Genomic DNA, 21,071 nt, shown 5'->3' on the forward strand with positions numbered 1-21,071 from the left:
ATGCCTTTGATGTTTGCTCGCAGATTTTGATGGATCATTTCTCCGGGAAAAAATCTTTGGTTTTTGCTAATCACCAGTGACCTATTACGAACGTAATTGTCCCCTGTTTCAAATAATCATTGAAACCTTGTTAGGATATTAAGCGGTTATACGTTTTTTATAATTTATCTTTTTCTTCCAAGGTGATAATTCGAGCTTCATGCTCCAACAGTACAGGAATATCATCATGAATAGGAAAAGCCAACCGATCAAACTTACATATTAGTTCTTGTTTTTTTAACTGTAATTTTCCTTTACATAAAGGACAAACTAATATTTCCAATAATTTTTTATCCATGGAAGACTCCTAAGTGACTTTATTTCGGATGTATATAGGGTGTGCCGCAGCTGCCGAAACAGATTTTAATGCAGAAAATTGAGCAAATTGAATCATAGCAGCGGCAGAAGGATTGAGAAACAATTTGTTACTGACTAGTGATTTAGTCTTGGGGGTAAAATCTTCCCAATATAAATCCACTCCTACTCCCGCAAGAATTACAGATTGCTCTTCAGGTATACTTATTTCATGTACTGGATTGACCTTTTCCTCTGCCATCCATTGATCTTTGGCAAAATACGCCCAATACATTTCATGCATGCGCGCGTCTAATACTGTTAATACAGGTAGATGTACCCCCTGAGTTTGTTGACGAGCTAACCAAGCTATAGCAGCTAAATTACTTACTGGAATTAATTCCAAGTCATGAGCATAAGCTAATCCTTTTGCAACACTGCAAGCAATACGCAAGCCAGTGAAACTCCCAGGCCCACGTCCAAATACAATGCCATCAAGCTGATTCATTTGCAAACCAACATTTACCATTAATTTATCAATCATAGGTAAAATAAATTGTGCATGTGTTTTAGGGTTGCTTTGTTCTTCACAAAGTAACTCTTTTCCAGTCAGCAATGCTATACTGGCTATTTCAGTCGATGTATCAATCGCTAATAGCTTCATTGGTCAACTCTAATTCTCTAATAAATTGAAGTACTTTCTGCTCATCTCGGGTTTTTGGTAATTGTGGTAAACTTGCTAATATTCGCCTACCATACTCTCTACCAGTAAGTCGTGGGTCGGCGATCATCAATACCCCTTTATCGGTGTTATCCCGAATTAAACGTCCCACTCCTTGTTTTAAAGCAATCACTGCACTTGGTAAAGATAACTCATCAAAACCAGATAATCCTTTTTCCTTCAAATAAGTCATTTTACCACGAATTACAGGATCTACAGGGCTAGAAAAAGGTATTTTATCAATAATAACGCAAGATAATGCCTCTCCTTTTACATCAACTCCTTCCCAAAATGTTGAAGTTCCTAACAAAACGGCATTTCCTAATTGTCTAAAACGTTCTAATAAAATAGGTTTTGCCTCTGTTCCTTGGATAAGTAAGGGATAATTCAAATTGTTGGATATAATTTGCGCAACTTGTTTTAAAGACCTGTGACTGGTAAATAAAAAAAAGCTGCGTCCACCTAATGCTTCGATAAGTGGAATAGCACGTTTGATTAATAATTCATTATAAGTAGCACTCTTAGGATCAGGCAATCCTCTTGGAAAATATAATAATGCTTGTTGCTGGTAATTAAAGGGACTAGGCAATACTAAAGTCTGAGCTCCATGTAGCCCTAAAGGCTTACAAAAGCAATCAAAAGAATCCGCCATGGTTAAGGTTGCAGATGTAAATATATAAGTACAAGATTGTCTTTTTAGTAATTCGCTAAACGACTTAGCAACATCATAGGGTGTAGCATGAAAAACTAAAGTATGTTTAAAACGTTCCAACCATCTAATTTTATCGTTAGTTTCTTCAGTGAAAATCAATAAAATCCTGGCAAAATCGACTAATCGCTCTTTACAACGTCCAAGGCCAGGAAACTCAGAAAGAGAGATCTTATTGAAACATTCCATTAACTCATCTTTCAATGCCAACCAACGAGACCATATGTTCATAAATGTTTTATTTCGCTTTATTTCCTCCCAGCTTACTCGCTCCTCCGAAGGTAAACTTGTTAATAATTCATCCATCAACTTATCTGCTTTATGGCTTAAAACTTTTAAGGGTTGATTTGCAAGATCTAAAACAGGCCATTCTCTAATAAGATCATCCAATAAATCATGAAATTGTCGCGTACCAACTCGCTCTCCATTAAAATGAGTCGCTATTTCAGCAAGTTGATGTGCCTCATCAAAAATAATGACATCAACTCCTGGTAATAACTCACCAAATCCCTCTTCTTTTAGACGTGAGTCAGCAAAAAAAAGATGATGATTAATCACTACTACATCTGCCTCTAGCGCTCTCTTACGTGCTTTAACCAGAAAGCATGTTTCATGATTAGGGCATTCAACACCTAAGCAATTATCTATTGTTGATGTTACATAGGGCCAAACTGGAGAGTCCTCACTAAGCTCGGGTAATTCAGAACGATCACCATTTTTCATTTGAGAGAGTTTGCTTCGGACATGGGCCACTTCATGCGCACACTGCGGGCTTTGAAATTGCCCTTCTTCAGAATAGAGCTCAAGACGATATTCACAGATGTAATTTGCTCTACCTTTAAGATTTTGTACGTGCACTGATAATCCTAATGCCCTGACTAAGGTCGGTAAATCTTTTTGATAGAGTTGATCTTGTAACGTTTTAGTGGCAGTAGAAATGAGTGTTTTTTTTCCGCTTAATAAACTGGGTAACAAATAAGCGAATGTTTTACCTGTTCCAGTTCCTGCTTCAGCTACCAGAGTAGATTTTTCCTCTATTGCTGCAGCAATCGCCACAGCCAAATCGGATTGTGGCGCACGCGCTATAAATCCAGGGATCGCTGTAGAAAGTCGACCTTTCTCTCCTAGAGCTCGCTGACATGATTGAATAAGTGAAGTGATTTCTACCACTCTTCTTGTAGATATTGAAGTTTATCCTTAACCTCTTCCCAATCTTTAGCATCCGAAGGAGCATCTTTTTTAGATGTAATATTAGGCCAGTTTCTAACAAGCTTCGCATTTAACTCTTTAAATTGCTGCTGTTCGGGCGTTAAATCATCTTCGGAAACGATTGCATTCACAGGGCATTCCGGTTCACACAAAGCACAATCAATACATTCTTCAGGATGAATAACCAAAAAATTAGGCCCTTCATAAAAACAGTCAACAGGACAAACTTCAACACAATCAGTATACTTACATTTAATGCAACTTTCTGTTACTACAAAAGTCATGACGAACCTTTTTGAGCTGGTAATAATAGCTATTAAAGCATAAAACAAGCTGTTTAAGTAGTAATTTTCTCAGTAATTAACTAAAACCATTGCTCCTTTATTTTTTATGTTGTAATAAATCTTAATCTTAAAGCAATTTTTAATTCTTTTTGACCAAAAGCATCAAAATTGTCTATATTTATAAGCAAGTTGGATTAATTTTTTCACAAGGATACAGGCAAATGGAGTTGGGGCAAAAAAATAGGATTATAAAACGCTTTTTAACCGAAAAAAGCGAAAATCCTGTTACAACAGATCTAAAAGATCAAGATTTAGCAAATTACGCTGATCTGAATGTTTTATTAGAACATATTGAACGCTATCAAAATGGCCTATTTAATTTTGAAACGCTCGAAACAGATCCAAACCAATGGCGAGAATTTTGTGGCATCATTAAATACTCCACTACTTTTAAACCAGGCTTTCCTCCTATATTAAAAAGAATTAGTCTTAAAAAAGCTGAAGAAGGTATACGTTACACATTAAATGCACATGATATCGTTGCATTACCAAATGATAATTATTATGCGCGATCAGCTAAAGTGCTTACTGAAATAGAGCCAGAATTAAATAAATTAATTTTAAACAGCAGGGCAAAATTATATACTTTAGTACAAGATTTTCCTGAAACGATAACTTTTGATGCATCAAGCACCTCGCAAATCAGCGTACACATGTCACAATTACAAGCAGAAATACTCTTACTTGATAACAACTCAAAAAAAGAACAAATACGAAAAAAATTAACAGTGCTACACGATCTGAAGAACATTAATGAATTAAAACAAATGTGTATCTCTCGAGACGATGGCTCTATGCTCAATTACTGTACGCTAGCAGAAGATATAGGTGGCGTTACAGAAAAAATCCCTTTAGTCAGCTTAAAGAGAGTAAAAAAGCAATTACGCAATCTCTGTGAATGCTCAGAGCACTTTCTTATAGAGAATTATTATGCTGAAAGAGAGCGATATAAGCTTTGTACTGAGGCTATAATCAAATTGCCTAAGCGCGATGATATTAGAGAGGTTCAACATGAAGCCATAGCACTTAATATTTCTCGCCTATTGGGACTAGACACGGCTATTACGACATCAATTAGTTATAATAATTATCCAGCACTATTTATTCTTTTTTCCGATATACGCTTATTAAGCGATTTCGCTTCAGGAAAAACATTTACATCGTGGCTAAGTGGTAAAACTTACACCCATTATTCAACGATTAAACCTATAGGTGAGGGACTAGAGGCTGATTGTTTCGTTGATGACTTCAGCAAAGCACTCCCCTTATTTTATATATGTAGTGATCCTGATACGATAGGCGGTAATTGTCAAAACAAAGCATTAAAGGAAGGAAAATCCCTTTTTATTTTTGATCAATCAGTGATGAGTACTGACAAATTCATTCTTGATTCACGCCTTTGCTTAATACCAGGCGAATTTCTTCGCAAACATACCCGCCATGGCATAGGGCGTAATCGTACTCTTATCGAAGATTCATCATTCAATTCCAAATTTGAAAGCATCATGCAACTCAAAAATCTAAAGGACAAACTCATTCAGTATGTGAATCATGTTGCATGGCAACATCATCAGAAAATAACTAAAATTCAATGCAAACTTAAAAAAAATCTGAATTATGAAAAAAATAACCAACTCACTACTCAGTTAAACAATTTAATAATTCTTGAAAAAGATGCTGAGATACTTAAAGAAAGAATACAAGAACGTATAAAAACAATTGAAAATTTGTTTCCTCAAACAACCGGAGAAGTGAGTTCTATAGAGATAAGACAAGCATTAATTTTCGAAAAACTGATACATAATCCAATCTTATTTAGCGATGATGGGCGTCCCTATAAAAACCCATGGACATACAGACAATTCAACACGCTTAAAAAAGTAGATGATTTGGACAATGGCTATATTCAACTTACTTTTGATGACAAAATTCCTACAGCTATGGTTGAGTTTATTAAACGCCGAAGCAAAAGTGACTCGCTAGTTCTTAATTCAGTTAAAAGCATACTGATTAGTAAAGAACAATTGATGGGTTTAACTGAAAGTCTACTTCATCCTGAACATCAATTAGCTCTAGATTCATCCACTAACTACATAGATCTTATGGATTTAACCCTCATTAAAGAAGCTTATAATGCGGGAAACAGAACTCGCGTGATAAATGCTATTACTTCCTATAGTACAAAAATGAATTGTGGCACGAGTTCTAAGGATGAAAAAATAGTACTCATTACTGAAACAGAAAATCAACTCAAAACATACCTCGCAACAGCTTATGATAAAGGATTTTGCAAACACGTACTAAAAAAATTCTACTTTGACGCCCAACAACAATTGCAGAAACTTATGCCTGTATTAGAAATTCCAGCTCAATTAAATGATGCATTTATTGCTGCATTGCAATTGGATAGAGTATCGGGATTTAATGCTGTAGTTATAGAAGCAATAAAACATGACAAGATTAGTGATTCTCAATTTATATGCTTTCTGGATGAGTGCATTCAAAGAATCAATAACACAAAAAATTATATTGAAGCATTACAAGAAAGTCGCGAATTATCAAATACAGTAGAAAAAACAATATATAAATTACGTACCCCTAAATCTTTTACAGTTTTATTAGCACTACAAATACAATATGGTGAATTAAATCAAGTTGATCCTATAATTATTAATAAACCTGAAAAAGGACTTGATACTTTTATAAAAGAACCGTTTGTAGCCAATACTGAGGAAATTAATGAACAAGAACAAATTATGCTCTCTCTTTAGTTTAAGTAAGCTAATTTGTACTTTAAAAGGTAGTAAATGGAGCTATTATGCCTATACATGAAAGACGTCAGCATTTCCGGGTAGAAGATCATATCTACTTTAATTATCAAATTATGGAGCCGGGAGAGTTATGTCCCGATCGAGCAGTTGTGGAGCAACTCTTAGGGAAAAATGGACAACGGTACCTAGAAGCAGCCCATTATTTTCAAGAAATTGATTATGAAATGGCAGAGCTAACCCAAATTATAGCGCTCAAAGAGCCAACCATAGCTCATTATCTTAATCTACTCAATGCAAAAATCGATTATTTATCGCGACAAATGCTCATGACAAATACAATTCATTTACGTAAAGTCAATATAAGTTTAGGAGGGATGGCATTTAAAACTCCTGATCTTATTAAAGAGAAAACACGTTTAAAATTAGTGATTTATACCAAACCTAAAATGATACCCATCATTATTGAAAGCACTGTAGTTTACAGTCAATATCAAACTGAACATACCTACCGTACTGCAGTATCATTTAATGAGTTAACAAGTGAGCAGGAACAAATTCTTTCACAACATATTTTATTAGCCCAGGCGAAACATCGTTCTGACTAAAAATAAAAAGTAATTTTCAGTACAAAATTGCCAAATAACACGTAAACTATAACACGTTGTTATGAACAAGAGACAAATATGAGCAGAATAGTGCATTGTTGTAAATTGAAACAAGATGCTGAAGGCATGTTAAAACCTCCCTTCCCAGGACCATTAGGAGAACGAATTTATAATGAGGTATCAAAACAAGCCTGGAATATGTGGCTAAGTCATCAAACCATGCTTATTAATGAATATCGCTTGAATTTAATGGAAGCCAAGGCACGTGATTTTTTAAAAGAAGAAATGCAAAAATACTTTTTTGGAGAAGGTTCAGAAACGCCTGCAGGCTATACGCCTAAATCATCATCTTAAAAACGACCATGAAGCGCTCAATGATCCCGTAAAATCCCTTATCAAAGATAGGGATATATCGCAGTAAGCGTTCACGCCCCATGCACCGAAAGGCTGAATCTCGCGCAATATGCGCCAAATAAAGCCTTTCACCAAATGCCCTGAACAAATACATATTGCATTGGTATAAGGGTATGGGATCAGTGCTCAATAAAACAGTTCGACATAAAAAATATCATTATTTATATCGAATCCACATTAACTACCGAAACCCTAAAGCCAAAAGTGTACCACCTATTCCAAGGGCAGTAATTGTTGCACCTACGAAAAAAGTACACCAAGATGATGATTTTTGTTTAGAACTTGAACCCTCATGTCCCATCTCAGATTTTATACTAAGCTCTCTTCCAGGTGTTGTTTTAACCTTATTTTCTATGAAAAAAGTATTTCTATTTTTACTTGGTGCATTGTACGCTCTTTGCTTCGCTTTAAGATATGGACAAACAAACAATTTAGGAGTTACAGGTTTTTTGTCTATTTCTAGATCGGTTTTAAGAGCTAAGCTCACCGCGTGAATTTCATTAATCTTGAGCGACTTTGCCAGCTCAGGGAAAAGTTTTGCAATAATTAACGACGTTCCCAAAACCGCTCCTCCTGAACCTACCTTGGCAGCAGATATCCCTGATAAGTTCTGTAAGTCTGAACATATTATATGCAATTTTTCTAAGCTTTTTATCAGCGCGTCTTGAACATGAAGAGGAATATTTTCCACTATTTTTTCTGGGGTTGAATGTCCTTCTGTACCTAGTTGTGATGCCAAATCAATTAAAATATCTGTTCCTATATAAGAACGTAGCGCGGTGATTAATTCAGCACAATGCTCATATTGTAATCCCAACAGTGGCATACCTTCATCTGTCTTTTTGCATTTGGATGCTAGGCAATATAAATTTTCATAAGCATTCAGACTATTTTCGCCTTGACATGTCTTAAGTAACGATTTAAGGGCCTGAGCATATTCCTCATTACCCTCTTGGAAAAGAGAAGTGAGTAATTTGCTCAGCAACAAGTATTGCAGTAGAAAGTAATGCAGCGCAGTGTCTACTGTCTGTTAAACTTGGTGCTAATAACTCCCCTTTGATTCCTAAATCAGGAAGCTCTTTATCCTGATAAAAACACTCTTTTTCATTAGGATGCAGAACAGGTACTCCATTTCCATCTTTCATATTAAATGCATAGGCCAGCGCTTTAGCATTATTTTCAATTGTCTTGAAACTTAACTGAGACGCCACAGGAAGTTCTGTTCTTTTACTTTTTCCTTGAGTGACTACTAAATGTTGAATCATAGCTGTCTGTATAATACCAGTGAGAAAATCATCCAGGACATTTGTTTCTTCAATGGATTTCCGAGTAGCTTTTGCAATTTGTTTCAAAACATTGCTCATTAACGAAGTTGGATCAAAATCAAATTCTTTTTCTAAGGTAGCAAAGATTGAGAGCATGACGTTGAGTTGGCGATTTTGGATCACACGCACACGCTCATTATCTTCTAATCGCCCAGACATTAATATCTTTTGCTGGAAAGGAGTAAGTTGATGAAACTTGCCTTCAGCTAAACGAATAAGCTTCATCAAGTCTTCCGTATCAACCTGTGTTAATGCCTTTTTGCTGGGAAAATGAACTATCCATCCAAGTGGGGCAGACTCTGCTTTGGATTTTTTAGAAGTCACTAATAATCCATTATTTTGAAAAGTTAATCCCTCCTCCAATTGAGGCTGAATTTTAATATCTGAAAGAGAGCTAAGATCAATAGTACGCTTTTTTACAATGAGTTTTGTGTTACCTTCATCCAATGAAAAATCACCTTTTTGAAGAGCCTCTGAAATTTCTTTGTATTCTGTTGGACTTATATCTAGTAAACAAGGAACATAGACAAAACTATTTTTTGTCAACAAACCTGGTAATGATAGAACTGGCTGCCAAACTGCTGTATGAATGGTACCAAATAATCCCTGCTCCCCACAAATCATGGAATTTCGCTCATAAACCGCCTGAGTTAAACGGTTAAGTATTTTGGCTTCGCCCAAAGGGTAAGAAGAAAGTTGATGAAGTTTTAAATTATCTTTTATAACCTTAGAAACATCTTTAGGGACATCAAAAAAATCAGTTTGATCAGCCCCTTCTCCTACTTTATCAATTGCATAATCTTTATAATTACTACGAACTACTTGAGTCAAGGAAGCACTACGTTGTGATTGACCAAAATGAAAACGCATGATTAATGCACCTACATTATTAAAATCTTCACAAAATTGGAACGTTTTTGGTGGTATCCCGTCTTCATGCTCTATTATTTTACTTAAAGGTTTATCACTATATTGAATTCCTTCCTCCGTAAATTGCACCCCCTCATAAGTTAAAGTAAATCCAGTACCATATTCTACTTTCGTTTTCATAATAACCACCAAGAAAAATGAATTCTTATTTTACGAATTAATTATTAAGAAAACATTAAGCAAAAATAATGTTCTTTATGGGGTATTATTAACAATAGAATATTCATTTTTCTTATTAGAAATAAATGTAAACGAAATAATTTTTATCTTTATTCACATTTACGCGTAGACTAAAAAATCGGTTTCTTTTGATTATCAAAATAAATATTTTATTTTCTTCAATACTTTTCTTTAATTTTTTAAATTATTCATATAATAATAGAAACTTGACGATGTCATTTTTGTCAATTTAATTTATTATTTTAAATATACATACCGTAAAAGAAGATACTAAATGAAATTTTTTAAAGGTTTATTATTTTTACTCTTTTATTTCAGTGCTACCGTTCAAGCACAAGATCAACCTTTGAGAGTAGGAATAGGACATTTTTATCCTCCTTTCATCATGCAAGGAGCGGATAATGATCTCTTTGGTTTTGATATCGAAACAGCAACAGCACTCTGTAATATCATGCATCGCACTTGCACTTTTCATGCCATGAGATTCAATGAATTACTTCCAGCAATAAATAAACAAGAGATTGATATGGCAATTAATGCGATTTCGATCACTCCGGAACGTTTAAAATTGGTTAATTTCAGTAATCCCTACTTATTAAGCTATTCTAGATTTCTTACAAACCATATTTATGCTCATCAACCATTTCGTTTAGCTCTTTTAAATAGTAAACGGATTGGAGTAGATGCTGATTCTATCTTTGAAAGCGAATTGAAAGAAATGGATATAAAAGATCCCACCATTGTTCCATTTTACGGTGTTCATAGCACTGAAGAGATGTTAGAAGCATTGGAGAATGAAAAAATTGATTTTGTGATTATGGATAATCCTTCCGCACTTTACTGGGCAGCAAACTCATCAAGTGAAGTCCAAACTGTAGGTAGCCCTATACCCTATGGCTATGGTTTGGGCATCGCGGTGAATCTAAATAACAATACATTATTACAGTCAATTAATCACGCCTTATTGCAATATGAACTCTCGAATCAATACATCAAAAATTATAATAAATATATCTTACAGTTTTAATATTACTACCGTTATAAACATCCTCGCCTATACCAAAAGGATGCATCTGACGTTTTTACACTCAAATCATCAAGAATCGAGCTACAATAGAGACAGCGCTCACGCAGGACGGCATTCTTTCGAACACTGAGAATTATTCCCAAAACTTCACCCCTACCTCCGCTACCATTGTCTGAGCAGATACAAAGGAGATCCTGGATATATGGCAAAGACGAGGTATTTATAAGTACGCCACAAATTCAAGAAATCCTTAGTCGTAAACTCCAGAATGACTCGATTAATTTACCTAGTATTCTGTATTATAACAAAAAGAGTACTATTCATGCTTATTGCTGATACACTTCATTAATGGGTTGGGCGCTGGTTTGGTTTTGACTGACCTTGAGCGCAACTTCATCATCTTCAGTCATCAATTGAGTTTCCTTACATAATTTGACGTATTCTTTATGTGTAATCAGTGCATAAAAAAGAGCTGATGTTAATAGAATGTAATAAATATTTTGATAAAAATAAATTAACCACAAATAAGTCAGAAATGGTGTTGATAATACTAATAATGTGGTTACTTTCATTCTCCTTGTGATCTGTATTATTCCGTAAATTACCATCAAAACAGAGATAGATAGATTCATTTTTAGAAAATCAGCAGCAGGCAAAGTACTCATCATGAGCCCAAGGATACAAAAGACGATTATCCCAAATATTCTGGTATTGGGTTTTATAGCCCCCATGCTAATTGGTGCTGCCATATATCCAATTAGATGATAACCTGTAACAATTACCATTAATGAAGCCCAACTGTCTGAATTCCAAAGAAAGATTGCCGTTAAAGTAAAATTGATCAGTAACGAGCGACGACATAGATTATATCGCGGATGTAATTTAGTAATCGTTCTTTTGGGCATTTGACCTTCTTTGGCCATAGCGTAGAACATTCGAGAAGCCCCACCTAAATAAGAATACCCTGTACCTGATGGACTCACTATACTATCTGCGATTAGGATCATTGCTAAAAAGTTCACGCCTAATAGCATTGCTAAATTAATCAGGGGCGAATGAAAATTCAGGCTGCTCCAGCCACTAGCTAACACATCATGAGGCACAGCCCCCATAAAAGCTAATTGCAATAGCATATAAACAAACATCACAATAACAATTGAAAGTACAATTGATAAAGGAATATTCCGTTTGGGGTTCTCTATTTCACTCGCAAAAGCCACCGCTAATTGGAAGCCATTATAAGAATAAATTAAACCCGCTGAAATGATCGCAGTAATTGCAGAACCTACTCCATATTGGGAATTTGTATCCAAACTAAAGTTACTCGTATCAAAACGCATAATTAAAAAAACAATAATAGTAAAAATCGGACTAAGAATTTTAATTACTGTAACCGTATTATTGATTTTGGCGAGTAATTTAATACCAAAGTAATTAATTAATAAATAAATTACTAAGATACTCAATGCAAATAATTTACCGTAAAGAGTTAATGAATGTTCCGTCATTAAAACATCACTTTTGATTGCGGCAGCTAAGTATTGTGTAGTCGCTTGAGCTTCTGTACCAATAGTCACCATTAACCCAAACCAATTGGCAAAAGCAAAAGGCATGCCAAAAATATTATTATGAGACAATGCACTAGAACGAGCAGTTGCTCCACGAACTGGATAAATTGATGCAACTTGTGCAAGGCATAATCCAACCGCCATAACTAATAATGCCGCCAAAATCCATGCAACAAAAGAATAATTTCCTGCAATTTTAGCGTTTAATTGAGCGCTAAAAAGCCACCCTGATCCAACCATAGCGGTAGCAGAAAGTGCTGTTGCGCTAAACAATGAAATTTTGGCATGTTGACCCATAACAAACGACCCTTGAAAATACTTATTTTAAAATAATTGAAAATTAAATACCTATATTGCATATTATTATAACATCGTCAATAGATATGGCGCACAGTGATCTAAAAAAATATATTCTCTAGAATTAGATTCACAAAAAAGCAACCCTACTTTTTTATAAACAAATTATCAAGTAAGTTATTGTTTTTATTTTTTTTATATAAACACAATTATCCGCTAATTGCAGTATTATTGCGCTTATTTATTCTTATAAAGTCAATAATTGAAAAATTCCAAAATAAATTGTTTTTTTAAAGTAACCATAGAGTTTCTTGAAAAGGTTTCAGTAATCTCTTAGTTTTTTATTTCATTTAAAAATCGGATTTACTGAAGAAATCAGAGAAAATATAAATATGCTACAATTAAAATGAAAATTCGTTACCAATAATTGACGCTAATTTTGCTTCAAAAGGTGAAATGGGCTTTTTCCAGAATCAGCTCGAATTTTCTGTTAACATTTCATTCATGAAAACGCCGTTTTAAAGCATAGAAACAAATAGTTAACAGCTCTTAATTAATGAAAGGATTGAATCATGTTAGCACGACTCTTTATTTTTACTCTAAGCTTCATTTCTTCCTCCCCATTGTGGGCTTTTACTTGCTACTATACGTTAGTCAAGGATAATTGTTGGACTAAATATAATGTAACTGTAGAAGTAATAGATGCGGCAACAGAAAAAGTTTTATTAACACCAACCGTACCTGCTGGAAAATCTTGGGTACGTGAAACTTTTACCTGTTCGGCAGCTGAGAGTTTAATGTTTCGTGCACGGTTTTCTCCCGTTTTTTGGGAAAGTGATAAAGATAAGACATATAATTCTAAACGTTTTTGGCCTATGCCAAGTGCTATCAATCCTGGTGATTCAGCTTGGAATGTCTCAGTATGTTATTCTTCTGATTTCGCCCAAGTACCACTTCCTCCAGAATCAACGGGTGATTGTAAATGTGATTTTGACAATATTCCTGCCATACCGCCGAAACAAATAGGACAGTAGCGCATCGCTCATGATTCATATGCAAAGATGTCAAAACAGTGGCTTTTCTTTTCTAGACTTATTAAGAATTTCAAACTAAGCTTATTAAAGTGTCACTTGCTCTAGAGCCACTGTTTGAAATACTTTGGGATCCAAAGACATTAACTCCCAGCGTTTGTATTGATTAACTTACCACTAACCTATTAAGAATCTCAATGCAGAGCATATATGAAAACTTAATTCATGCGTTAGCGCCCTACTCACAATTAATATTGATTATGACAGCAATTTTATTTGCTATAATGGTTAGTCAGTTACTTTTAGCTAAGTATTTTTCAAAATCTATATACTATTGGAGAAATATACCTTGCCTGTCACTCTGGGTCTACACATTAGCACATAACCGTTTGATAAAATATCCCTTAAGTTTAGCGATTATACTTTCTGTAATGCGTTTATATCCTAGAGATTATTGGTTAATTTTTCGGAAAGCTTTGTACTTTTACCGTTTAAAAAAACTTTTCAGCAAATTAGATGATATTATAGATACTGCATCACCTGAAATGATCATCGCCTTAGGGGATGCGTCTTTGGGCATTAGCTTAAATTCCTTTTTGAAAAAACTATTAGATCAGGATGATTTATTAGTGCTTAATCAATTTATTGAGCACAGGTTAATTACAAAAAAAGAATTACATGCATTCTGCAATTTATTTGCCAATAGATTAGCATTACAAGCTCGATTAACGCTGCACTACAATTCCAAACAGAATACGAAGCTAAGAGAAAAAATTGCGGCCGCTAATATTGAGATATCCGGCGCTTACCTGGCTTTGTTAGTACATTTTATAAAAAAAGATCCAAGAATTATTGATTTTATTGCTCAAAATAAAGGGTTAACTTATTCGGCACTAAAACTCATATATCCTAAAGCCACTCAAGGTGGTGAACTTATTCAGATTGCTCATGACATCATAGATTTTCGATATGATTTAATTCAACAACCAAAAATTGGCAAAATTTGCGCAAATGTATTTTTAGCAAAACTCGCTAAAAATTACGATTCTGAGACTATATTCCCGTTAATTCTAAGTTTACCGCCTAGACCCGTTAATATTTATGAACTATCAGATACCATCAGGTTCCAATTATATATCATGGAACGTGACTTCAAGATAAAATCGTTTAAAATTAATATAATTTTTGGCCTATTTTATACCTTGTTCTGGGAATATATTAAAAGAGCAGGCTTTACTGGCGATAAGCTAAAATATCAAAAAACAACCTATAGTGTAAACAAGTCAATTACTCATGATTCACTGATCTAATTCATGCTTTTTCAGATGATAGACAAATCAAAAGAGAATTTAAGAAAACCCTTTTGGCTCCAAATGTAAGTCTTTTCAGTATCATAGCTTTGAGATCAATTTATTATTGGAATAATCATCATTAAACATCGCAACACGATTAATAATCGGAGATTTTATTGGGGTAGTAGTATACCCTATTATCTTAGATTTAGCGGTATAATGAGTTACAAGCTCTAACAGCTTAAAGGCTACATCCCTGATACTGCCTTCATAAACTCCTTTATTCGGATCAAATAACTCAAATACACCATGGCCAGTCTTTTTAATTCCCAACATATGGGTAGGATAGGGTGATTGCGGCATGGGAGCTGCAACTTTTTCAGCCCCTATTTTTAATACAACACCTTGATTCAGCTCTAACATCTTAAGTAAAGCAATTAAATTGTTCCAATCAACAGAACAATAAAATTGTCTTGGCTCTCTACCTGATAACTCATAAGTATTGTACTCCGGACTTTCAGACCCGTACTCACGATAAGCTTCACCATTGAGTTGAAAGCTAAGCCGACAAACAATAGGTAAAATCACTTTTAAATTATTTTCCTTAAGTGCAGCCCGTGTATTATCGTCTCTTAAAAATGCCAAAACAAGCGCGTGACATTCACCAGCTGCATCAAGCCCTCTATTTCCTCGTTGTTTGGCAAATTCTAATAGATCATACTGGCGAAAGGGATAAATAGTTAGCGGATTAGCAAATAAGGTTTGTGATTGATTTTTGACAGAGAACATAATAATTTATTTTCAAAGTGAGTCATTATAATGCATATCGAATCATCTGCATAATTAAAATTAAGAGATATGCCTAAAATTGTTTTATCGAATATTTAATTTTTGTTTACAGCGTTTAATGAAGAGTAGTGCAACCGTATCTTTGGGGAAAATAGCAAAACAGCGCTGAAAATGGAGCATGGCCTCCTGCCACTGATTGTTTGTATAAGCAGTAAATCCTTGAGCAAATTCTGCTTGATACGCTTTTACATCAAATGGAATAGAAACAAAATCATCCCCCAATAACTCATAAATAAAAATAGCAGTAGTACGTCCTTTTACCACCACACGATCTAGCATTCGCAAAACAAATCTATCTTTGATTTCTTCATAAACAACATCACTCACAATAATATGGGTTTGATAAACTTTGTTAATATTCTCAAGACGACTACTAATGTTGATTGTATCTCCTACCGCAGTATAGTTTAACCGTTCTAACGAACCTAAATTGCCTACAATAGCTTCACCTTTATGAATACCAATGCGCGTAACAAATTTAGACTTGCCTTGTTGTACCCATTTAGCATTCAACTCCGCTATTTTTGCTTGACATTGTAACGCGGCCAGAGCTGCATGCTCACAAGGCGCTTCCTCGGGAAAGGGTGCCCCCCAGAATGCCATAATAGAATCACCAATATATTTATCAATCGTACCTTTTTGCGAAAGAATCACTTGAGTTAATACTTCAAAATATTCGCATATTTGTGCCATCAATTCGGTCGGATCCATTTTTTCTGCGATGGAAGTAAAGTTTTCTATATCTGAGAACAGTACAACTAATTGCTTCCTAACCCCCCCTATACGAATATCTTCACCCGATTCAATTAATTGCCGTACTAATAATTTCGGCACATAGCGTTGAAATTGTCGTAATCCTCGCTTCATAGAGATAATTGCATTACGCAGAACAACCACTTCTCTCAAGCGTGAAGATAAGTTAATAGGACCCTCTAGTTCAAATTGACGAATTTTTTCTGTTTCACGTACAAGATAGTCAATTGGCTTAACAATTCGTGTGCTTAAGCGCGACACAATTACAATACTTAACAGCAAGGCGACTATACTAATCAGTAAAGTTACAAAATTAATTTGTTGCAAAAACCCCACAAAATCGCTTTTGGGTGCGATGATACCAATGAGCCAGCCTTGTTCGGCAAATCTAAAAATGGGTTCGTAATTAATGAGATAAGTATCATCTTTGTAGGTTAAATTAAATTGTTTTAAGTGAGCCTTATTGTAAAATCTCATGGATTTATCAATTAACGGTCGTGAAATAACAGGTATATTCATTAATGGCTGCAAACTGGATGAAGGCTGTTTAACAAGTGATGACAACGGATAAGCGACAAAATCCCCCGATTTTGTAATGATGAATGCATAACCATGTTTGCTTACTTTTTGATGGGTAATAAACTGCGTTAAATACCCTAGACTCATATCCAAACCAAATACACCCATTAATTTTCCATCTTTATTATAGGCTGGTGCAGCAACTGAAATGCCCTTCTCATGAGCAGAATAATAGTGCTTGTCAGGATAATACATATAAATATCTGTCCATATTGATTCGTGCCGCTGCTTCGCTTTTAAATACCAGGGCCTTGTACGTGGATCATAAGAGGTAGGAGGTAATGTTATTTGTTTCACAATACGACCTTGTATATCCCGATATATCATCGTATGTAACATTGGTTTATGATGTCGAAGAACAAATTCAGTGCTAATAGTTCCATCAGGCTGTCGTTGTGAATAAATAAAATCGCCTTGTTCATTTCCCCAATAAGCACTTGGCACTAACTTAGTTGTGCTAACAATATAATAAATATAAGGGACAAGTTGTGTTGTATCATCTTTTAACACACCCCCTTCAAGCAGCTTCGCAGAAAACCGCCCTGCATGTTCTACAGGCCTGAACTCTACATCTACTTCACGCGAAACAACGTTTGAAATCTTCTGCATCAGTGAAAAGGAGGTATAAGTCAACTCATCTGAAAATGCAATAGAACGCACTACTGCAATAACAATAGTAGTAATGACAAATAACATAATGAAAATAAAAAGAATACTAAATCGAAGGCTAAAAAGGATGCGTTTATTTCTTTTAAGAAAAAATTTAATCATACCATTCCTTTGTGCGTTCATGTATAACTATAGAACAGCTCTATTTATTGAACAAGTTAAAGGCTTAGAAGTAAAATCGCCAGAAAGGATCCTTTGTCCCAATAAACAAATTAATATTAGCGAATTTTGCCTAAACTTTAATAAAAAGACAGTGATTCATCCCTAGACGTTTACAAGCTCAAGGAAAACTACTTAATGCGTCATTCAGCCCAAGAAACAATTCAAAAATTAATTAATGAACGTTACTCTGAAGCTCTGGCTGTTTTTTGGGCCGGCTCCGTTTCTCGAAGAGAGGGAACGCAATTTTCGGATTTAGATTTGGTTATCATCTATGAAAAACTTCCCAATGCTTATCGTGAAGCTTTTATTTATGAAGATTGGCCCATTGATGCATTTGTACATGATCGAGAATCTATCCGCTATTTTTTTGAAGAATCAAGAAAAAATTCCGGTATTTCGGGCACAATTCAGATGATTTTATCTGGGAAAGAGATGATGCCAAGCTCTGATTTTTCAAATGGAATTAGAAAAGAAGCCTATCATTACTTAAAACAAGGTCCAGCTGCTTGGGATAAAAGTCAGATTGATAAGGAGCGTTTTTTAATGACTGATGCCTTAGAAGATATTTTATATCCTAAATCTTACGAGGAACAAATCGCCTCCGCATCCTGGCTTTTTGAAGCATTGTCACAGTTTTATTTTAGAGCTCAAAATAAATGGTGTGCCAGCGGTAAATCAATCATTCATTATTTGCATCAAGCCAATCCTGATTTAGCACGAGAGTTTTCCGAAAGCTTTAAACATGTCTTTAAAGGAGGAGATGCAGCTCATTTGAAAAGATTAGTTGAAAAAATACTACAGCCTTATGGAGGATTTTTGTGGGAAGGCTATTATTCGGATGCATCACAAGATGCAAAAATGCCAGAGCCCATAACCTTAGCAGAAAATAATGACTATATGATATGTTTAGGAGAGCACACGCATTCTGAAATCACGGCTATTTTACCTGATAGGCAAAAGGATAAGGAACAAATGAAAAAACTGGATACTTATCAAAATCTCTGCACTGAAGTGTACGATTTAAGTAAGCCCAACGCACCTCAAAATGAATATGAATTTTACCGAAGTTATGTTATTGAAGCTAAAGGGGCAATTTTAGAACCTATGTGTGGTACTGGTCGATTTTTATTACCTTTAATTGAAGAAGGCTTTGATGTGCATGGATTTGATGCAAGTCAATCTATGCTCCAAAAATTGTATGCGAAAGCAAGAGCTAAAAATCTTAAGCCAAACGTGTGGTATGATTTTATTGAAAATTTGAATCAATCCGATCGATATCAATTGATTTTTATACCTACCGGTTCTTTTGGTCTCATTACAGAAAAAAAGAATATACAAAAGGCATTGAAAACCATTTATGCACACTTGGGAGATAAAGGACTTTTTGTATTCGAAACAGAAACACTCCATGCGGTTCCTAAAGAATTAGGGATCTGGAGAGGCTCTAGATGGCCAAAAGAAGATGGAACACTCCTATTACTAAGCCAATTAGCAATCCTTAATGAAGAAGTGTGTTACTCAATAGGCAAATACGAACTCATTGACAACAATAGTGTTCTGCAAACAGAGGTTGAGGAATACAAAATTCGTATTTATCAAGACCCTTCTTTTCTGCTCCACTTGCTCGCTGAAGTTGGTTTTAGTGAAGTTCGTTTGATTAAAGCATTTAACAGACAGGCATCACCTGATGAAACTGATGCAAGCATCGTTTTTGAATGCAGAAAATAATTAAAAATTTAAGATCTGTTAACAATTGGTTTCCATTGGCAAACTCCAAATGAATATAAAAAAACCACCTAAAATTCATCAGCCGCCTTAGACAATCAACCTAAAGTCGCTGATTGTTGTATCCAAGTTCTTAATTTGGAACTAAATCTCCCTTGACGGCAAAGAGATTCTGCTGCTGTAGATGCAATACTTTTAATTAAGCGATACTCTCCTAGCACTGCATGTATCGTCCAACATTGATTAATAATGGCGATAATCTTAAATAGATGAACTGACGACTCTATGGAAAGCCAATTTTTAAAACAAGCCTTTTGTAACTGTTGGTATTGAGTCACTGGAAGTTTTAGATGTTCTGTGGCTCGATATAAGCAGTTAACGAATGAGAAAAAAGGATGAGTAACGACAACTTCTCCTAAATCAATTAGAGTTGTTTGCTGCGTGTGTGGATTAACTAAGATATTTTTATCATGGAAATCTGCATGACCAAACGTATCAGGAATTTTAAAACAGGCTAATTGTTCACAAAGAAATTGTAATTTTCCATCTAAACTTTTTAAGTGTTTTAATTCCTGTTGAGTTAATCCATCTCCAACCAATAATTCCTCTTCAGCCATTAATTGGTGATAAAGTTTTGGCAATTTTGCCAAGCGCCAATCAGGGACACCTAAGTCAATAAATAAATGTACTTTATCAGCTGAGTTCAATTGAAGCAGTGTGTAATCGTGCATAGTATTAATTAAAAGATTAGACCTAAACTCCTGTTTAAAAACGTCATGCAAAGGGATGCCTGCATCTTGCATTAAAAAACAGTTAAGCTCCTGATTATGAGCCAGTATATGGGGAACAGGAGCATTAAATTGCTCCTGGAGTAATCGAATCACATTCACTTCTAATGACAATGCAGCTGGGACCTCTTTCAAATAAACCGACCCAAACTTCGTTTGAAAACGACACACCTGTGACCATGCTGTATCAAGTATTATTTCAGTTTTTATGGGTTCATGAGCATATCCTAAATCGTTTAAGATACCGATAGCCCATTCTATATGAGAATTTTTCATATCAAATACCGATGATCCACGATGATTTTTAATTAATAGTCCACAATGCTCTTTTTGTCTCAAAATTATATCGGTTTGTTAACAAGATACATCACCGCTGCAATAGACCAACCAATTTTATTCATGGTCATTTTTTTGAAAAAAAGCGAATGCGATGACCATCTGGATCACAGGTTACAAAAGTGTAACCAAAATCCATATGTGTTGGTGCTTGTATTATCGTAAAATCTTTATTTTGATAGTGTACAAACAGTTCATCAATAGTTGGCTCAGAATCAACCAAAAATGCAAGCTCGCTACCTCCACCAAGCATCGTAGGTTTTGGTTCAGCAGAAGTTTGAGACCATAAACCCAGTCGTAATCCAGATTTTAATAAAAACATAACATAATCGGACTCGGTATGTATAGGATGTGTATTGAGTAACTCCGAATAAAAATTCGTACTACTCTCTACACTGCGCACATAAAATAGAACTAAATTTGGGTCAAACAACATGATTTCTCCTGGTTATTA

Annotated in this window: 18 protein-coding genes; 7 read left to right on the top strand and 11 right to left on the bottom strand. The window is 34.9% G+C overall.

The window, feature by feature from the left end:
* Positions 1-157: 157 nt before the first annotated feature.
* The 4 genes from Lsan_RS01205 to fdxA are packed head-to-tail and all read right to left on the bottom strand — an operon-like array spanning position 158 to position 3,256.
* Positions 158-337: a Trm112 family protein gene (locus Lsan_RS01205; protein WP_058512722.1), complete on the bottom strand. Its 180-nt coding sequence runs from the start codon at positions 335-337 to the stop codon at positions 158-160.
* Between the two features lie 9 nt (positions 338-346).
* Positions 347-997, bottom strand: coding sequence for a tRNA (adenosine(37)-N6)-threonylcarbamoyltransferase complex dimerization subunit type 1 TsaB (tsaB, locus tag Lsan_RS01210; protein WP_058512723.1), 651 nt, complete (start codon positions 995-997; stop codon positions 347-349).
* Positions 978-2,933, bottom strand: a complete 1,956-nt coding sequence (locus Lsan_RS01215) for a DNA repair helicase YoaA (RefSeq protein ID WP_058512724.1) — start codon at positions 2,931-2,933, stop codon at positions 978-980. The genes tsaB and Lsan_RS01215 overlap by 20 nt, the downstream gene beginning before the upstream one ends.
* Positions 2,927-3,256: a ferredoxin FdxA gene (gene fdxA, locus Lsan_RS01220; RefSeq protein ID WP_058512725.1), complete on the bottom strand. Its 330-nt coding sequence runs from the start codon at positions 3,254-3,256 to the stop codon at positions 2,927-2,929. Before fdxA ends, Lsan_RS01215 begins: the two co-directional genes overlap by 7 nt.
* A 221-nt stretch (positions 3,257-3,477) precedes the next feature.
* On the opposite strand from fdxA, the gene Lsan_RS01225 reads away from it, so the two are divergent.
* The 3 genes from Lsan_RS01225 (at position 3,478) to Lsan_RS01235 (ending at position 7,046) form a co-directional block, all read left to right on the top strand.
* Positions 3,478-6,087 (top strand): hypothetical protein, encoded by a 2,610-nt coding sequence (locus Lsan_RS01225; RefSeq protein ID WP_058512726.1) that lies wholly within the window; start codon positions 3,478-3,480, stop codon positions 6,085-6,087.
* 47 nt (positions 6,088-6,134) lie between these two features.
* The gene (locus Lsan_RS01230) at positions 6,135-6,692 is read left to right on the top strand and encodes a PilZ domain-containing protein (protein ID WP_058512727.1); all 558 of its coding nucleotides are present in this window, start codon (positions 6,135-6,137) and stop codon (positions 6,690-6,692) included.
* Positions 6,693-6,770: 78 nt separating this feature from the next.
* Positions 6,771-7,046 (top strand): oxidative damage protection protein, encoded by a 276-nt coding sequence (locus Lsan_RS01235; protein WP_058512728.1) that lies wholly within the window; start codon positions 6,771-6,773, stop codon positions 7,044-7,046.
* Between the two features lie 241 nt (positions 7,047-7,287).
* Here Lsan_RS01235 and Lsan_RS22795 read toward each other — a convergent pair whose 3' ends face one another.
* Both Lsan_RS22795 and Lsan_RS01240 read right to left on the bottom strand, forming a co-directional pair.
* Positions 7,288-8,091 (bottom strand): hypothetical protein, encoded by an 804-nt coding sequence (locus tag Lsan_RS22795; protein ID WP_237762003.1) that lies wholly within the window; start codon positions 8,089-8,091, stop codon positions 7,288-7,290.
* On the bottom strand, positions 8,051-9,481 hold the full coding sequence (locus Lsan_RS01240) for a hypothetical protein (protein WP_237762004.1): 1,431 nt from the start codon (positions 9,479-9,481) through the stop codon (positions 8,051-8,053). Before Lsan_RS01240 ends, Lsan_RS22795 begins: the two co-directional genes overlap by 41 nt.
* Before the next feature lie 334 nt (positions 9,482-9,815).
* On the opposite strand from Lsan_RS01240, the gene Lsan_RS01245 reads away from it, so the two are divergent.
* A complete protein-coding gene (locus tag Lsan_RS01245; protein WP_058512729.1) occupies positions 9,816-10,568 on the top strand; it encodes a transporter substrate-binding domain-containing protein in 753 nt (250 codons plus the stop codon).
* A gap of 326 nt (positions 10,569-10,894) precedes the next feature.
* On the opposite strand, the gene Lsan_RS01250 is transcribed toward Lsan_RS01245, so the two are convergent.
* Positions 10,895-12,433 carry an APC family permease gene (locus Lsan_RS01250; RefSeq protein ID WP_058512730.1) on the bottom strand — a complete coding sequence of 513 codons (1,539 nt, stop codon included), beginning with the start codon at positions 12,431-12,433 and terminating at the stop codon, positions 10,895-10,897.
* Positions 12,434-13,005: 572 nt separating this feature from the next.
* On the opposite strand from Lsan_RS01250, the gene Lsan_RS01255 reads away from it, so the two are divergent.
* Both Lsan_RS01255 and Lsan_RS01260 read left to right on the top strand, forming a co-directional pair.
* Positions 13,006-13,467, top strand: coding sequence for a hypothetical protein (locus Lsan_RS01255; RefSeq protein ID WP_058512731.1), 462 nt, complete (start codon positions 13,006-13,008; stop codon positions 13,465-13,467).
* A gap of 194 nt (positions 13,468-13,661) precedes the next feature.
* On the top strand, positions 13,662-14,774 hold the full coding sequence (locus Lsan_RS01260) for a hypothetical protein (RefSeq protein ID WP_058512732.1): 1,113 nt from the start codon (positions 13,662-13,664) through the stop codon (positions 14,772-14,774).
* Between the two features lie 81 nt (positions 14,775-14,855).
* On the opposite strand, the gene Lsan_RS01265 is transcribed toward Lsan_RS01260, so the two are convergent.
* Both Lsan_RS01265 and Lsan_RS01270 read right to left on the bottom strand, forming a co-directional pair.
* A complete protein-coding gene (locus tag Lsan_RS01265) occupies positions 14,856-15,545 on the bottom strand; it encodes a hypothetical protein (protein ID WP_058512733.1) in 690 nt (229 codons plus the stop codon).
* Between the two features lie 84 nt (positions 15,546-15,629).
* Positions 15,630-17,708: an adenylate/guanylate cyclase domain-containing protein gene (locus tag Lsan_RS01270; RefSeq protein WP_058512734.1), complete on the bottom strand. Its 2,079-nt coding sequence runs from the start codon at positions 17,706-17,708 to the stop codon at positions 15,630-15,632.
* A gap of 1,032 nt (positions 17,709-18,740) precedes the next feature.
* Here Lsan_RS01270 and Lsan_RS01280 point away from each other — a divergent pair.
* On the top strand, positions 18,741-19,496 hold the full coding sequence (locus tag Lsan_RS01280) for a class I SAM-dependent DNA methyltransferase (protein WP_058512808.1): 756 nt from the start codon (positions 18,741-18,743) through the stop codon (positions 19,494-19,496).
* A 95-nt stretch (positions 19,497-19,591) separates the two neighbouring features.
* Here Lsan_RS01280 and Lsan_RS01285 read toward each other — a convergent pair whose 3' ends face one another.
* Positions 19,592-20,557, bottom strand: coding sequence for an aminoglycoside phosphotransferase family protein (locus tag Lsan_RS01285; RefSeq protein ID WP_058512736.1), 966 nt, complete (start codon positions 20,555-20,557; stop codon positions 19,592-19,594).
* A gap of 127 nt (positions 20,558-20,684) precedes the next feature.
* Entirely contained in the window at positions 20,685-21,053 is a 369-nt protein-coding gene (locus Lsan_RS01290) for a VOC family protein (protein ID WP_058512737.1), read from the bottom strand.
* Between the last annotated feature and the right edge of the window lie 18 nt (positions 21,054-21,071).

This window comes from Legionella santicrucis (genome assembly GCF_001468135.1).
GTDB classification, from domain to species: domain Bacteria; phylum Pseudomonadota; class Gammaproteobacteria; order Legionellales; family Legionellaceae; genus Legionella; species Legionella santicrucis.